Annotated in this window: 18 protein-coding genes; 8 read left to right on the top strand and 10 right to left on the bottom strand. The window is 48.4% G+C overall.

Annotated elements, in window-relative coordinates:
- Nucleotides 1-13: 13 nt before the first annotated feature.
- Nucleotides 14-1,279 carry a putative DNA modification/repair radical SAM protein gene (locus DXD78_RS09080; protein WP_008663816.1) on the top strand — a complete coding sequence of 422 codons (1,266 nt, stop codon included), beginning with the start codon at nt 14-16 and terminating at the stop codon, nt 1,277-1,279.
- Nucleotides 1,276-2,049 carry a TIGR03915 family putative DNA repair protein gene (locus DXD78_RS09075; RefSeq protein ID WP_009036621.1) on the top strand — a complete coding sequence of 258 codons (774 nt, stop codon included), beginning with the start codon at nt 1,276-1,278 and terminating at the stop codon, nt 2,047-2,049. Before DXD78_RS09080 ends, DXD78_RS09075 begins: the two co-directional genes overlap by 4 nt.
- A 6-nt stretch (nt 2,050-2,055) precedes the next feature.
- Here DXD78_RS09075 and DXD78_RS09070 read toward each other — a convergent pair whose 3' ends face one another.
- The 5 genes from DXD78_RS09070 to DXD78_RS09050 are packed head-to-tail and all read right to left on the bottom strand — an operon-like array spanning nt 2,056 to nt 6,816.
- Entirely contained in the window at nt 2,056-2,724 is a 669-nt protein-coding gene (locus DXD78_RS09070) for an MgtC/SapB family protein (protein WP_009036622.1), read from the bottom strand.
- A gap of 25 nt (nt 2,725-2,749) precedes the next feature.
- A complete protein-coding gene (locus DXD78_RS09065) occupies nt 2,750-3,730 on the bottom strand; it encodes a lytic transglycosylase domain-containing protein (protein ID WP_005826452.1) in 981 nt (326 codons plus the stop codon).
- A gap of 42 nt (nt 3,731-3,772) precedes the next feature.
- Nucleotides 3,773-4,498, bottom strand: coding sequence for an SDR family oxidoreductase (locus tag DXD78_RS09060; protein WP_005826453.1), 726 nt, complete (start codon nt 4,496-4,498; stop codon nt 3,773-3,775).
- Between the two features lie 12 nt (nt 4,499-4,510).
- On the bottom strand, nt 4,511-4,921 hold the full coding sequence (locus DXD78_RS09055; protein WP_005826454.1) for a secondary thiamine-phosphate synthase enzyme YjbQ: 411 nt from the start codon (nt 4,919-4,921) through the stop codon (nt 4,511-4,513).
- A 23-nt stretch (nt 4,922-4,944) separates the two neighbouring features.
- The gene (locus DXD78_RS09050; protein WP_117652685.1) at nt 4,945-6,816 is read right to left on the bottom strand and encodes a PAS domain-containing sensor histidine kinase; all 1,872 of its coding nucleotides are present in this window, start codon (nt 6,814-6,816) and stop codon (nt 4,945-4,947) included.
- 212 nt (nt 6,817-7,028) lie between these two features.
- On the opposite strand from DXD78_RS09050, the gene DXD78_RS09040 reads away from it, so the two are divergent.
- Genes DXD78_RS09040 through DXD78_RS09030 form a run of 3 tightly spaced genes read left to right on the top strand, consistent with a single transcriptional unit; the run spans nt 7,029 to nt 8,471 of the window.
- Nucleotides 7,029-7,775, top strand: coding sequence for an SGNH/GDSL hydrolase family protein (locus DXD78_RS09040; protein WP_009036626.1), 747 nt, complete (start codon nt 7,029-7,031; stop codon nt 7,773-7,775).
- Nucleotides 7,776-7,797: 22 nt separating this feature from the next.
- Nucleotides 7,798-8,262: a MaoC family dehydratase gene (locus DXD78_RS09035; protein ID WP_005826461.1), complete on the top strand. Its 465-nt coding sequence runs from the start codon at nt 7,798-7,800 to the stop codon at nt 8,260-8,262.
- A 2-nt stretch (nt 8,263-8,264) separates the two neighbouring features.
- A complete protein-coding gene (locus DXD78_RS09030) occupies nt 8,265-8,471 on the top strand; it encodes a hypothetical protein (RefSeq protein ID WP_009036627.1) in 207 nt (68 codons plus the stop codon).
- Here the strand turns inward: DXD78_RS09030 and DXD78_RS09025 are convergent.
- Genes DXD78_RS09025 through DXD78_RS09015 form a run of 3 tightly spaced genes read right to left on the bottom strand, consistent with a single transcriptional unit; the run spans nt 8,417 to nt 9,549 of the window.
- Nucleotides 8,417-8,773: a nitrous oxide-stimulated promoter family protein gene (locus tag DXD78_RS09025; protein WP_009036628.1), complete on the bottom strand. Its 357-nt coding sequence runs from the start codon at nt 8,771-8,773 to the stop codon at nt 8,417-8,419. The two genes, DXD78_RS09030 and DXD78_RS09025, sit on opposite strands and share 55 nt — an antisense overlap.
- 2 nt (nt 8,774-8,775) lie before the next feature.
- Nucleotides 8,776-9,054 (bottom strand): zinc ribbon domain-containing protein, encoded by a 279-nt coding sequence (locus DXD78_RS09020; protein WP_005835861.1) that lies wholly within the window; start codon nt 9,052-9,054, stop codon nt 8,776-8,778.
- A 36-nt stretch (nt 9,055-9,090) separates the two neighbouring features.
- The gene (locus tag DXD78_RS09015) at nt 9,091-9,549 is read right to left on the bottom strand and encodes a GNAT family N-acetyltransferase (RefSeq protein ID WP_005835863.1); all 459 of its coding nucleotides are present in this window, start codon (nt 9,547-9,549) and stop codon (nt 9,091-9,093) included.
- 145 nt (nt 9,550-9,694) lie between these two features.
- On the opposite strand from DXD78_RS09015, the gene DXD78_RS09005 reads away from it, so the two are divergent.
- Genes DXD78_RS09005 through nfo form a run of 3 tightly spaced genes read left to right on the top strand, consistent with a single transcriptional unit; the run spans nt 9,695 to nt 11,400 of the window.
- Nucleotides 9,695-10,177 (top strand): PepSY-like domain-containing protein, encoded by a 483-nt coding sequence (locus DXD78_RS09005; protein WP_117652684.1) that lies wholly within the window; start codon nt 9,695-9,697, stop codon nt 10,175-10,177.
- Between the two features lie 58 nt (nt 10,178-10,235).
- A complete protein-coding gene (locus tag DXD78_RS09000; RefSeq protein ID WP_005826471.1) occupies nt 10,236-10,553 on the top strand; it encodes an MGMT family protein in 318 nt (105 codons plus the stop codon).
- Nucleotides 10,554-10,557: 4 nt separating this feature from the next.
- Nucleotides 10,558-11,400 (top strand): deoxyribonuclease IV, encoded by an 843-nt coding sequence (gene nfo / locus DXD78_RS08995; RefSeq protein WP_005835868.1) that lies wholly within the window; start codon nt 10,558-10,560, stop codon nt 11,398-11,400.
- A 4-nt stretch (nt 11,401-11,404) separates the two neighbouring features.
- Here the strand turns inward: nfo and DXD78_RS08990 are convergent, their stop codons facing one another.
- Both DXD78_RS08990 and DXD78_RS08985 read right to left on the bottom strand, forming a co-directional pair.
- On the bottom strand, nt 11,405-11,794 hold the full coding sequence (locus tag DXD78_RS08990; RefSeq protein ID WP_009036630.1) for a VOC family protein: 390 nt from the start codon (nt 11,792-11,794) through the stop codon (nt 11,405-11,407).
- A gap of 12 nt (nt 11,795-11,806) precedes the next feature.
- Nucleotides 11,807-12,277: a GNAT family N-acetyltransferase gene (locus DXD78_RS08985; protein WP_009036631.1), complete on the bottom strand. Its 471-nt coding sequence runs from the start codon at nt 12,275-12,277 to the stop codon at nt 11,807-11,809.
- Nucleotides 12,278-12,311 lie beyond the last annotated feature (34 nt).

The following is a 12,311-nucleotide window of genomic DNA, read 5'->3' as shown; positions in this document are numbered from 1 at the left end:
TGACGCAGGTATTATGGATGAAAACGTTCTCAATAAACTGAAGATACTGGCAGAGTCGGCAAAGTATGACGTCTCTTGCTCCTCCAGTGGTACGGTGCGCTCCGGCAAGGCAGGCATGCTGGGGAACACTGTGGGTGGCTGGGGCATCTGCCATAGTTTTGCCGAGGACGGCCGTTGTATCTCCCTGCTCAAAGTGATGCTTACCAATTATTGCATCTACGACTGCGCCTACTGCATCAACCGCCGCAGCAACGACCTGCCGCGTGCCACGCTGTCGGTGGCCGAGCTTGTAGACCTCACCATGGAGTTCTATCGCCGCAACTATATCGAAGGGCTTTTCCTGAGCAGTGGGGTGGTGCGTAATCCCGATTACACGATGGAACGCCTGGTGCGCGTTGCCAAGGACCTCCGCACTATCCATCGTTTCAACGGATATATCCATCTGAAGAGCATTCCCGGTGCCAGCCGCGAACTGGTGAATGAGGCAGGACTTTATGCCGACCGTCTCAGCGTCAATGTCGAGATACCGAAGGAGGAGAACCTGAAACTGCTTGCCCCGGAGAAAGACCATAAGAGTGTATATGCGCCTATGCGCTACATCCAGCAGGGAGTCCTTGAAAGTTCGGAAGAACGCAAGAAACACCGCCACGCTCCTCGTTTCGCTCCTGCAGGACAAAGCACACAGATGATAGTAGGCGCTACCGCCGAGACGGACAAGGATATTCTGTATCTTTCGTCGGCCCTCTATAAGGGACCTACGATGCGGCGTGTCTACTATTCGGGCTATATTTCCGTCAATACCTACGATAAGCGCCTGCCGGCATTGAAACAGCCCCCTTTGGTGCGCGAAAACCGCCTTTACCAAGCCGACTGGCTGATGCGCTTCTATCAGTTCAAGGTGGAGGAAATAGTGGATGATGCCTACCCAGACCTTGATTTGGAGGTTGACCCCAAGCTGTCCTGGGCTTTGCGCCATCCCGAGCAGTTTCCAATCGATGTGAACAAGGTGGATTATGAGATGTTGCTCCGCGTGCCGGGCATCGGCGTGAAGTCGGCACGGCTGATAGTGGCTTCCCGACGTTTCTCCAAGATAGGTTTCTACCAGTTGAAGAAGATAGGGGTGGTGATGAAGAAGGCGCAGTATTTCATTACCTGCTGCGAGTTGCCGATGCGCACGGTCAATGAGCTGACTCCGCAAGGGGTACGCAGTCTGCTGTTGCCCAAACCGAACAAGAAAAAAGTGGATGAGAGGCAGTTGATGCTTGATTTTGGCGAATGAATATCTTTTTATACGATAAGACTTTTGAGGGATTGCTGACTTCTGTTTTTGAAGCCTATTCCCGCCGCATTTTCCCCGATGCACTGTTGTTGGAGGGAGAGCCTCTACCATTGTTCTACGATGAAATATTTACAGTGATAACCGATGAGGAGAAGTCCGGTCGCGTCTGGCGCGGATTGCAGAAGAAGCTGTCGTCTGCGGCACTTGCCTGCCTCGCCCAATGCTGGCTGGCAGAGGAACCGGAAACTCCCATGCTGCTGTTCCGCTATATCCGCAAGGCGATAGATGCTCCTCGCTCCATTGAAACGAACTTTGCCGACCCTGATGTGCTAGAGTTCTCCCGTATGTGGAAGCGGGTGGATTGGGAGCGTATACGCCTGCTTCAGTTTGTCCGCTTCCAGAAGGCTGCGGACGGTACTTTCTTTGCTGCCATCGAGCCCGAAAAGAATGCCCTTCCTTTGGTGACGGGGCATTTCAAGGACCGTTTTGCCGACCAGCGTTGGTTGATTTATGACATCAGGCGAGCCTATGGGTACTATTACGACTTGAAGGAGGTGCGCCAGGTGACTTTTGGTGAGGACAGTCGCGAAGGACATCTTGTCACCGGCATGCTCGACGAAAGTCTGATGGACGGAGACGAACAGCTTTTCCAGTCTCTCTGGAAAACCTATTTCAAGGCAATCTGCATCAAGGAACGCCTCAATCCCCGGAAGCACAAGCAGGACATGCCCGTGCGCTATTGGAAATATCTGACGGAAAAACAGCAGTGATTCCCTTTATTCGATTTTCTCCACTGTCACTTCGGGAAATTCCTGCATCAGTTGCAGCAAATATCCCTCATCATAGCTTTTCTTGGATTTGATGACCATGGTCACTTGATAGTTGGTGTACTCTCCCTGCACTTGCCGGTCCAGGTTGTAGGACACCACCAGATAGTCTTTGGAGTTGAATCGCCGGGACACTTGCGGCAGTATCTCTTTGCTGGAAGTGGAAAAGGTTATCACGGAACTTTTCATGCCAATGCTTTTGAAAATAAGGCTCAACAGTTCGAGCCCTGCCAGAGTCAGCAGGGTGGCGGCAATGCTGATGGTGTACATTCCTGCACCTACTGCCAATCCGATGCCTGCAGTAGCCCATATTCCAGCGGCTGTTGTCAGTCCCCTGACTATCTGTTTCTGGAAAATGATGGTACCCGCACCGATGAATCCGATACCGCTGACTACTTGTGCGGCAACACGGCTGGGGTCCAGCGTCACACTGCTTTCCTTGATGATTTCCTGAAAACCATATTGGGATACAATCATGATGAGCGCGCTTCCCAATGATACCAGGAAATGGGTGCGGTAGCCTGCTTCTTTGGCACGGTATTCCCGGTCCAGTCCGATAATGGCACCCAGTATTCCGGCTACCAGCAACCTGAGCACAAAATCAAAGTTTAACATCATCATCGTATCCTCTCTTTCTTTTTTATTAATTGATGACCCAATTCTTATTGTGGGGCACTGTTTTCTTGGGGTTGTAATGCATTCCGGCTTGTGTCGGTATTTTTAGTATGTATGTACGTCCGCTTTTATTCATCAGCGAGGTGTCCCGCAGCCACGGATTGGCATCTTTCAGTTGGGCATAGGTGATGCCTTTATCTTTGGCAAACTGTGCCAGGTTGCCGATGCCCGTTGTGACGGTCACTTCCGTGTAGGGGATGGGCGGATAAAGATGTTCCCGTTTCAACAGAAAGCCGTACTGCTGTGGATTGCTGATGACTGCTTTGGCTGCCAGCAGGCGGAACATGTAGCGCGAAGTCTCTTCTACCAGCCATAAGTCGACAGCCTGGTCCACCATTTGCTTCTGCAGCTGTGTGGAGATGCGTCCTTGCCCGGCATTGTAGGCGGCGGCTACGCACAGCCAGTTCCCGTATTTCTGATAAGCATCTTTCAGGTACTTGCAGGCTGCTTTGGTCTCTTTCTCGATATGGTATCGTTCGTCGATGTTGCTGTTCACCTCCAGTCCGAATTCGCGTCCGGTGGCAGGCATGAACTGCCATAGGCCGGCGGCACCCGCAGGCGATTTGGCAAGCGGGTTCAGGTTGCTTTCTATCACAGCGAGGTACTTGAAGTCATCGGGAAGGCCGTTGGCTTTTAGTATAGGCTCTATGACGGGGAAGTAGCGGTTGGCACGCTTCACCATGAGCATGGTGGTGGAGTGCATGTAGGTGAAGGACATCAGTTCGCGGTCCATACGTTCGCGGTGGTCGTAGCGAAGCAGGTCAATAGCTTGTCCGGCAAAAGTGATCTTGTCCGGTACGCTGGGGGAGGTCACGCAGTAGGGAACTTCGGATTTCACGGAATCGCGTTCGGGATTCAGCGTACTGCTGCCTGCGAGGAAGGGGAGGCTGGAACCTGCGCACAGTGCAATGGCAGCGGTAAGCACGATATATTTTGAATTTTTCTTCATGTCTGTATGTCTATTTCTGTTTGGAGACGTGAAGATACGAAATCAATTCGTTATAGGCAACCTTTCCCATAGCCATCGTGGAATCATACGCCAAAAAAATACCAGTACCCGGTAGCGTCCGTCAATGACAACTACCCGTCTCTTTTCTCTTAAAGCCTTGATTATGTGCTGTGCTACACGGTCTGCTTTCATCAGCATCGGGTATTTCCCGCTTTTCAATAAATCGGTGGCAACAAATCCCGGACGGATGTCGGTGAAGTGTATATCAAGATGCTGCATCCGGGCAAGTTGTGCCAGCGCTTCGATATAGGTATTCTGGAAGCGTTTGGTGGCAGAGTAGGCCGGTGCAACGCCCAGTCCTTTAGTGCCTGCAATGGAACTGATGACAGCAATATGTCCGGAGCCTTTTTCCTTGAAATAGTTGAAGGCGGCAGTCACCATGCGGGTAAATCCCTCTACATTGGTACGTGCCGTGTTCAGTTCGATGTCCGGTTGTAAGTCCCGGTTTTGATGTCCCACGCCGGAACTGAGGAAAAACAGGTCTATGCCTCCCAGCTTTTTTATCAGGTTATGGAGGTGTAGAGTCGCTGTCTCTTCCGTAACGTCCAGCTGTTCCGTGACTATCCGGTCGGGTGCGGTGGCTTGCAGGGCATGCAATGCTTCCTCTCTTCTGCCGGCAATACCTATATGCCAGCCTTGTTGTACAAGTATCCTGGCTACTTCTTGTCCGATGCCTGAAGTGGCACCGATGATGATGGCTTTCTGCATGATGATAGGGGATTATCCGATGACGGTTGCTACAATTCTTCTTCCTCCGCCCCGGTTGCGGAACTCGCAGAGATAGATGCCTTGCCAGATACCTATGTTCAGACGCCCATTGGTGATGGGGATGGTGAGGCTGGTTCCGCTGAGGGTTGCCTTGGCATGGGCGGGCATATCGTCATCGCCTTCGCATGTATGTTGGTAATAAGGTTCCCGTTCTTTTACGAGGCGGTTGAAGATGGCTTCCATATCTGTCTGTACGTCAGGGTCTGCATTCTCGTTGATGGTGAGGCCTGCGCTTGTATGCTTGATGAACAGATGCAGGATTCCGGCAGACGGAAGCGGTGGAAGGTTGCGTATAATCTCCTCTGTCACCAGGTGAAAGCCACGCCGGCGAGGGGTTAGGGTAAATTCTTTCTGTGCGGTCATAAATCATTGTTTTTCGTTTGTTGTCAGGATGGTCTTGTCCGGCAGGGCAGTTCCACGGTGAATGTGCTTCCCACTCCCATTGTCGAATCTACGGTAATCACTCCATTCATTTTCTCAACGATGGATTTGCAGATGGAGAGTCCTAATCCGGCACCTTGGGCAAAAGAGTCCACCTTTTCAAACCGTTCGAATATCATTCCCAGTTTGTCGGGGGGAATACCGCATCCAGTATCGGAAACACTGATTCTTATTCCGTCTGTGTCCGTTTCGTAGTACACTTCGATATATCCCTGCACGGTGTTTTTCAGTGCATTCGATATGAAGTTGTTCAGTATCTGTTTGATGCGCATCGGGTCGTGCTCTATCTGGCCGGGGGCTGCCGGATACCTGGCAAAGAGTTTCACTCCTGCCGGAACGTTCCGTTCGTACTCGGTAATACTTTCCTCGATGAGTTCTGCCGGATTGAACCATTCGGAATGGAGCTCTATGTGTCCGGCCTCTATCTTGGAAAGGTCCAGAACGTCGTTGATTAGTTTGAGCAACAGTTGGTTGTTGTGGTTTATCAAAGAGATGTACTGTTCCCTTTCCTGCTCGTTTTCCACGTAGTGCAGCAGGCTGGAGAAACCGATAATCGCATTTAGCGGCGTGCGGATTTCATGGCTCATATTGGCAAGGAAAGCGGATTTCAGCCAGTCTGCCTCTTCGGCCTTTTCCTTGGCTTGTATCAGCATTGCCTCCGTCTGCTTTAATTGGGTGATGTCGTAATTGATGCAGATAATCTCTATGATGTTCTGTTCAGGCATGTAGCGTTCTACAATGATGTTGACGTGGGTCCACATGAAAGAACCGTCTTCTTTAAGAACACGTACTTCCCGGCTGAGCTTGTGTGCCAGTCCTCTCTTTACGTTCTGTAGGAAGTCAAGCATGATAGTACGGTCGTCAGGGTGAAGATGATTGTAGGTTCCGATGATTTCGGACAACGGTGTTTCTGTTTTCTCACCCAAGTTCTTGTACCAGCTGCGTTGGGCATAGCCTTGCTCATTAAGAAGGTCATAATTGGCATATCCCACTTTGGCATAGTCACCTATAAGCTCAAAGTGGCTCTCGAACTCTTGTATTTTGTTGTAAGCGACGGTCGTTTCCGTTTTGTCTGCGTTGATTAGCAGATAGTTGGTCAGGTTGTGATTATCGTCGTAAAGGCTTGTGACTTTGGTTACAAGGTCTATGGTGCCCGTCTTCTTCTGTGTCTTGTAGTAATTGCCTATTTTAGAGAAGTCATACCGGAAAGTGAAGTCTGCATTTTCATGTTTTCTTAACTTGCTTTTCATCTCTTCCGGGAAAATCGGATTCTCGAAAATATTAATTCCAAGTAGATCTTCTTTCTGTTTGAGATGGAACATTTCCTGCTCTTTGTCATTCATATCTATCAATATTCCCTCTCGGTTATAGAGCTCAATTCCTACCGGAAGATATTTATAAATATTATGGAGGAGACGGTTACGCTCTTGTAAGGCTTGGGATGCCGATGACATGTCGGGACCGTCTTGTGTTTCGGCAATGCCGTAGACTTTGACATTACCGTTTTCATCGGTTCTCTGCAGGCATATCTTGCTTCTTATCCACGTTGGACCCTCTACTGTGTTGAGCAGATATACAGTCTCTTGTGTCTGCCGGATATTGTCGAAGGAATGTGTGGTAGTATGCCGTTGTTCCTCTTTCAGGATACGTTTGTTGAAATCTTTAAAGCTGATGGTTCCATCCTCATCCAGTCCCAGCAACCGGGAGATATATTCGGAGCAAATGTAGCTTTCGGTCTTTAAATCAGCTTCCCACCATCCCATATTGGCATTGGTCATCATTGCTGACAGTAAGTCATAATCAAATTTAGAATTCATACCGGAATCTTTAATAGTGATGTTTTTGTTCTGCCACAACAATTAAGATATTGACAAAGATACATTATTTCCAAATTAATCTGTGATGAACGGAAATAAAAATAAGGGTTATATGTGTTTTTGGGAAATGGGAAAAAGGTACCCGAGTTTTTGTACTTGCCGGAATAAGACGTATATTTGTTGCAATTTTTACATTCTAACAAGAAAATGCCATGAAGCGTATTGGACTCTTTGTAATAGTTTTTTTCTGCATATCACTCTTACTCCATGCAAGCGGCCCGCGTGTCTTGTTTATCGGAGATTCTATCACGGACGGTAACTGGGGAAATGCCTGCGGGATGCCCAAACCGACTGCGGAACGAAGCCTTTGGGATATGAACCATATTTACGGTAGCGGCTATATGTATTTGTGTGCAAGTCGTTATCAAGGAGATTTTCCGGAAAAGGAATATGCTTTTTTTAACCGTGGCATCAGTGGAAACACTCTCCGGGATTTGGAGAAACGCTGGGAAGAGGATGTCATTGGAATGAAACCGGATGTGCTTTCCGTCTTGGTGGGGACAAACGATGTACATTACTATCTGCAGGGTGACAAAAAAGAGCCTTTTGATTTTGAAGGATGGGAGAAGTGTTACCGTTCCTTGCTTGACCGTTCTTTACAGGCCAATCCGGAATTGAAGATAGTGCTGGGCACTCCTTTTGTTGCCAATGTCGGCAATATGCGTAAGAGTGAGGACTTTGCAGAACGTGATAGTCTGGTGCGTCGCTGTGCCGCCATCGTAGAGAGGATAGCGAAGGACTATCAGACGGTATTTCTTCCTTATAATGCGATGTTCGATGAAATTCTCGGCACTGCTCCGGCTTCTCAAGACACCTATTGGATTTGGGACGGTATCCACCCCACTCCTGCAGGGCATAAACGAATGGCGGATATGTGGATAAAGCGTGTGAATTTATAATTTATCAATAAAATAGAGAGTAATGGAAAAAGTGATTATCAACTCGTACGAGGATTTTGAAAAGCTGGTAGGCCAGCAAATCGGTGTTTCGGAATATGTAGAGCTCCCTCAGGAGCGTATCAATCTGTTTGCTGATGCGACATTGGACCATCAGTGGATACACGTCGATACGGAACGCGCCAAAGTGGAAAGCCCTTTTAAGAGCACTATTGCACATGGGTATCTCACCTTGTCCATGTTGCCATATCTGTGGAACCAGATTATTGAAGTGAACAACCTGAAGATGATGATTAATTATGGTATGGACAAGATGAAGTTCGGTCAGGCGGTATTGTCCGGACAGAGCATCCGACTGGTTGCCCATTTACAATCTCTGTCGAATCTGCGCGGCGTAGCAAAGGCAGAAATAAAGTTTGCCATCGAAATACAAGGTGAAAAGAAGAAGGCATTGGAAGGGGTGGCTATATTTTTGTATTATTTCAATTGATTATGCGTAAGATGGTATGCCCCCAATGCAAGGTGGGGGCATTTTTTGTGATGAACGGACAAGGTGAGCGCCTGCCGGTCTACATCTCTGACAAAGGCGAGATTGTGCCTAAAGACAGCACCTCTTCATTGGAAGGATACGACCTGGATACGGTTTATTGTTTGTGCTGTTCCTGGCGCGGAACTCCGAAACGTTTGGTGAGATACTGATGGACATATTCCTGCCACAAATGGCAGAGTGCCGCCACGGGATGGTATAACAGCATCCGTGGTCCGGCATACCGCATGACTTTACGCATCCGTTCTTTCATTTCGGGCTTGTAGCAGTGAATGCTGCATTGCCTGCAGGTGGATTTATTCTCACCGAAAGGACAGCGTGAAAGACGAATGCGGGCATATCCCAGCAATTCCTCGCATCGGGGACACAATTGCTTGTTACCTTCCTTTTTCCGGCAGTAGAGGCGGACCATCCGTTCTACTGTCTGTTTTTCCTGCTCGATACGGGATGGCATGTTTATTGTTTGGACTGCCAGCGTTTCAAGGTCGGGAAGAATTCTTTCATACCGGCAATGGCTTCCTCTTTAGTGAAATTCATTCCGGAATCCTTGTTGAATTCGTCGGTGAACTGTGCACAATGTTCTATCATTTCGTCCATAGTGCAGTCTTGTGCAAAATTGCCGTGCTGGTAGCAATAGGTGCAATATTCCTCGTTGAGGCTACCGTCGGCATTGGTTCCGAGTACTTCTGCAGATGACAAGGGCATTCCGCAGCTTTGGCAAAGTTTAGCTTCCATAATGTGTGGAGTTAAGTGATATGCAAATATAGGATATTATTTTGGTTGAAGCGTCCTTTTCAGATAAATCATGTCTTTCAGTTGCTTGCCTCCTTCAAATATGGGGTGGTCGTAATTATCGATAAAGAAATCGGGTACCCGGTGTGAGTATGCAAATCCGCAGCTTTCATAGAAGGGGATGGTTAGCGGACTGTCTCCAGTGCCGACAAGCATAGTATGGCACCGGTCTTTATAATGTTCAAGAACGAATGCTATCAGTTGTCTTCCATATCCCTGGCGCTGGTATTCCGGATAGACAGCTATGCTCTTTATTTCGTAGATTCCTTTATCCTCGCAGGTGATTACACAAGACGCTTTGACTGTATCATTATCGGATAGGATGAACATCTCTCCCCGTTCCAGATAACGGTCAATCATGGACTCTTGTTCGTCGGCAAGCAGCAGCAGGTCAAGATATTGCTTTTTGTTGCCGGATATGGGATGTATTCTTATCATATTTCTGAATTTCTGGTGTGAAGTTAGTCATTTTCTATTGAATTACAATGGATATCTCTTTTTAACTGTTGAATGGTTGAGAGTTGCAGGTGAACAAAATCTGCCATACGCCGTTCTTCTCATAACATGATAATCTGATGAAGTTATGAGTAAGTTGAAATTCTCTTTTCTGGTTTTGATGCTGATGGTATCAGTCTCGGCTTCTGCCGATTGGGCACCTGCTGATGTACAGGCTACACTGAAGAAAATGTATCCTACGGCAGATGATGTTGCCTGGTCGCATGATGAATCTTATTATGTGGCAGATTTCCTGATGAACGGTTTTGATACGAAAGTCTGGTTTGACGGGCAGGCGCAATGGGTAATGCAACAGACGGACTGGGAGACAATGGACGGAGTGCCCCCTGCCGTTTACAATGCTTTTGCCGCCAGTGAATATTCCGGAGGGATGGTGCAGAATGTCACTTGGGTACAGTTTCCCAAATGGCAGTCCATCGTGGCGGTAGAGGTAGGGATGGCAAATCTCCAGACGAAATATCAGATATTGTTTACCCCGACGGGCGAAATCATCCGTGCCCGTAATGTCACCTATACATACAATCCGCTCGGCGCAGCCACTTTCTTGTAACGTCTGTTCGCATACCTGCTGAATTTATCATATCTTTGCCTTCCCAAACCAGACTTTTATGGACAAAGACACTTTTCAGCAGGAGGTTTATAATGTAGTGGCCGCAATCCCTCCGGGGCGGGTGGTGACGTACGGACAGATAGCCTATCTTGTCGGAAGACCTCAATGTTCGCGCATGGTGGGACATGCTATGCACGATGTGCCCGACGGCATGTGTCTGCCCTGTCATCGGGTAGTGAACAGCCAGGGCAGGCTGGCACCGTGCTGGGCGGAACAGCGGGCTTTGCTGGAGGCAGAGGGCGTGACGTTCAGAAAGAATGGGTGTGTGGACATGAAAAAATGCCAGTGGGAATTCATGAAAGAGCAAATACAATAAGATTATGAAATTTATAGGTGCACATGTATCGGCCAGTGGGGGAGTGGAAGCGGCTCCCGTCAATGCCAGTGAGATAGGGGCAAATGCTTTTGCCTTGTTTACCAAGAACCAGCGTCAGTGGGTGGCAAGGCCGCTGACGGAGGAGAGTATCAGGGTGTTTAAGGAAAATTGTGGGAAGCTTGGCTTCGATTCCCGCTATATCCTGCCTCACGACAGTTATCTGATAAATTTAGGGCATCCCGAAGAAGAAGGGTTACAGAAAAGCCGTGCCGCTTTTCTGGATGAGATGCAGCGCTGCGAACAATTAGGGCTGAAGTTACTGAATTTTCATCCGGGCAGCCATCTGAATAAGATTTCCGTGGAAGAGTGTCTGGACAAGGTCGCTGAATCCATTAATCTTATATTGGGCAAGACGCACGATGTGGTGGCTGTCATAGAGAACACAGCCGGGCAGGGTAGCAATGTGGGAAATGAGTTCTGGCAGCTGGGACATATCATTGACCGGGTGGATGACAAGTCTCGCGTTGGAGTTTGCCTTGATACCTGCCACACGTATACAGCAGGCTATGATATAGTGAATGAGTATGACAAGGTGTTTGAGGAGTTTGACACAGCGGTAGGTTTCGGCTATCTGCGCGGTATACACCTGAATGACTCCAAGAAAGCACTCGGCTCCAGAGTAGACCGTCACGACAGCATCGGCAAGGGGCTGATAGGTATGGATTTCTTCCGGCGCTTTATGCAAGATGTGCGTTTTGACGGTATACCTATTATTTTGGAGACGCCCGATGAATCGCTTTGGGCAGAGGAGATAAAACTGTTGAGAAGCTTTGTCTCCTCTGATTGAGAGACTATGCCCTGAATACACATTCTATACGGTTACCGTCCGGGTCGAGGACGACACTTTCAAAATATCCGTCGCCGGAGGTACGGGGCTCTCCTGCGATGGTATATCCCGCTGTACGTAGCCGTTCTGTCTGTCGGAGGACAGCTTCCTGGCTGTCGAAGGCAAAGGCAAAGTGGGTCAGTCCCAGTCTGTTTTCCTCAATAGGGGTATTCTGTATGTCCGTACGGCTCATCAGTTCCAAATCCGTTCCTTCATCGAAGTGAAGGAAATAAGATTCGAATCCTTTTTGGGGGTTGATGTACTTTTCATTGCTGCTCCCGTTGAAGTAACGTGTGTAGAACTCTTTCATCTCTTCCAGTCGGAAGGTCCAGATGGCGATGTGATGTATCTTCATAAGTTTGCTAAATTATAATCTGTGTTCTACCCGAGTAATCTGTGGTGGGGTTGGTAATTGCAGATGCAGAATAGGGAAAGGCTTTCCCGTCGGGTCGGTTTCGTCCCGGCCGGCCACTTGGAATCCCATATGTTGGTAAAATCGGCAAGCTTGTCCGTTCTGCTCGTTTACATCCACTTTGTGGATGTGTTTTTGGTGGACGGCGTACTCCATGAGCCGTTTTCCGTATCCCTTACCTTGTTGGTCGGGACGGACAAACAACATCTCGATGAGTTCATCGCTCAGTCCCATAAAGGCGGCAATTTCTTCTTTTTCGTTGCGGATGATGTAAAGCTCTACGGCAAGAAAGTACTGCTCTCTTATCAGCGGTTTGTAAAACTGTATATCCTTTTCTGCCAGGAAGTGGTGTGTGCTGCGGACAGAGGCTTCCCAGACGGTCAACAGTTCGTCATAATCTTGTGGGGTAGGTCGGAGTATCATCATTTATTGCATTACTTTGCTGGTTATTAATCAGTAG

This window comes from Bacteroides sp. D20 (assembly GCF_003436255.1).
GTDB lineage: Bacteria > Bacteroidota > Bacteroidia > Bacteroidales > Bacteroidaceae > Bacteroides > Bacteroides uniformis.
This window is presented reverse-complemented; position numbering and strand designations above follow the sequence as displayed.

Excerpts from the sequence above, each read along its gene's own strand:
- DXD78_RS09020 (WP_005835861.1), bottom strand. The coding sequence starts at position 9,054 with ATGGAAGCTAAACTTTGCCAAAGCTGCGGAATGCCCTTGTCATCTGCA.
- DXD78_RS09035 (WP_005826461.1), top strand. The coding sequence starts at position 7,798 with ATGGAAAAAGTGATTATCAACTCGTACGAGGATTTTGAAAAGCTGGTA.
- DXD78_RS08985 (WP_009036631.1), bottom strand. The coding sequence starts at position 12,277 with ATGATGATACTCCGACCTACCCCACAAGATTATGACGAACTGTTGACC.
- DXD78_RS09050 (WP_117652685.1), bottom strand. The coding sequence starts at position 6,816 with ATGAATTCTAAATTTGATTATGACTTACTGTCAGCAATGATGACCAAT.
- DXD78_RS09075 (WP_009036621.1), top strand. The coding sequence starts at position 1,276 with ATGAATATCTTTTTATACGATAAGACTTTTGAGGGATTGCTGACTTCT.
- DXD78_RS09055 (WP_005826454.1), bottom strand. The coding sequence starts at position 4,921 with ATGACCGCACAGAAAGAATTTACCCTAACCCCTCGCCGGCGTGGCTTT.
- DXD78_RS09030 (WP_009036627.1), top strand. The coding sequence starts at position 8,265 with ATGCGTAAGATGGTATGCCCCCAATGCAAGGTGGGGGCATTTTTTGTG.
- DXD78_RS09080 (WP_008663816.1), top strand. The coding sequence starts at position 14 with ATGGATGAAAACGTTCTCAATAAACTGAAGATACTGGCAGAGTCGGCA.
- DXD78_RS09060 (WP_005826453.1), bottom strand. The coding sequence starts at position 4,498 with ATGCAGAAAGCCATCATCATCGGTGCCACTTCAGGCATCGGACAAGAA.
- DXD78_RS09025 (WP_009036628.1), bottom strand. The coding sequence starts at position 8,773 with ATGCCATCCCGTATCGAGCAGGAAAAACAGACAGTAGAACGGATGGTC.
- DXD78_RS09065 (WP_005826452.1), bottom strand. The coding sequence starts at position 3,730 with ATGAAGAAAAATTCAAAATATATCGTGCTTACCGCTGCCATTGCACTG.
- DXD78_RS09070 (WP_009036622.1), bottom strand. The coding sequence starts at position 2,724 with ATGATGTTAAACTTTGATTTTGTGCTCAGGTTGCTGGTAGCCGGAATA.
- nfo (WP_005835868.1), top strand. The coding sequence starts at position 10,558 with ATGAAATTTATAGGTGCACATGTATCGGCCAGTGGGGGAGTGGAAGCG.
- DXD78_RS08990 (WP_009036630.1), bottom strand. The coding sequence starts at position 11,794 with ATGAAGATACATCACATCGCCATCTGGACCTTCCGACTGGAAGAGATG.
- DXD78_RS09040 (WP_009036626.1), top strand. The coding sequence starts at position 7,029 with ATGAAGCGTATTGGACTCTTTGTAATAGTTTTTTTCTGCATATCACTC.
- DXD78_RS09015 (WP_005835863.1), bottom strand. The coding sequence starts at position 9,549 with ATGATAAGAATACATCCCATATCCGGCAACAAAAAGCAATATCTTGAC.
- DXD78_RS09005 (WP_117652684.1), top strand. The coding sequence starts at position 9,695 with ATGAGTAAGTTGAAATTCTCTTTTCTGGTTTTGATGCTGATGGTATCA.
- DXD78_RS09000 (WP_005826471.1), top strand. The coding sequence starts at position 10,236 with ATGGACAAAGACACTTTTCAGCAGGAGGTTTATAATGTAGTGGCCGCA.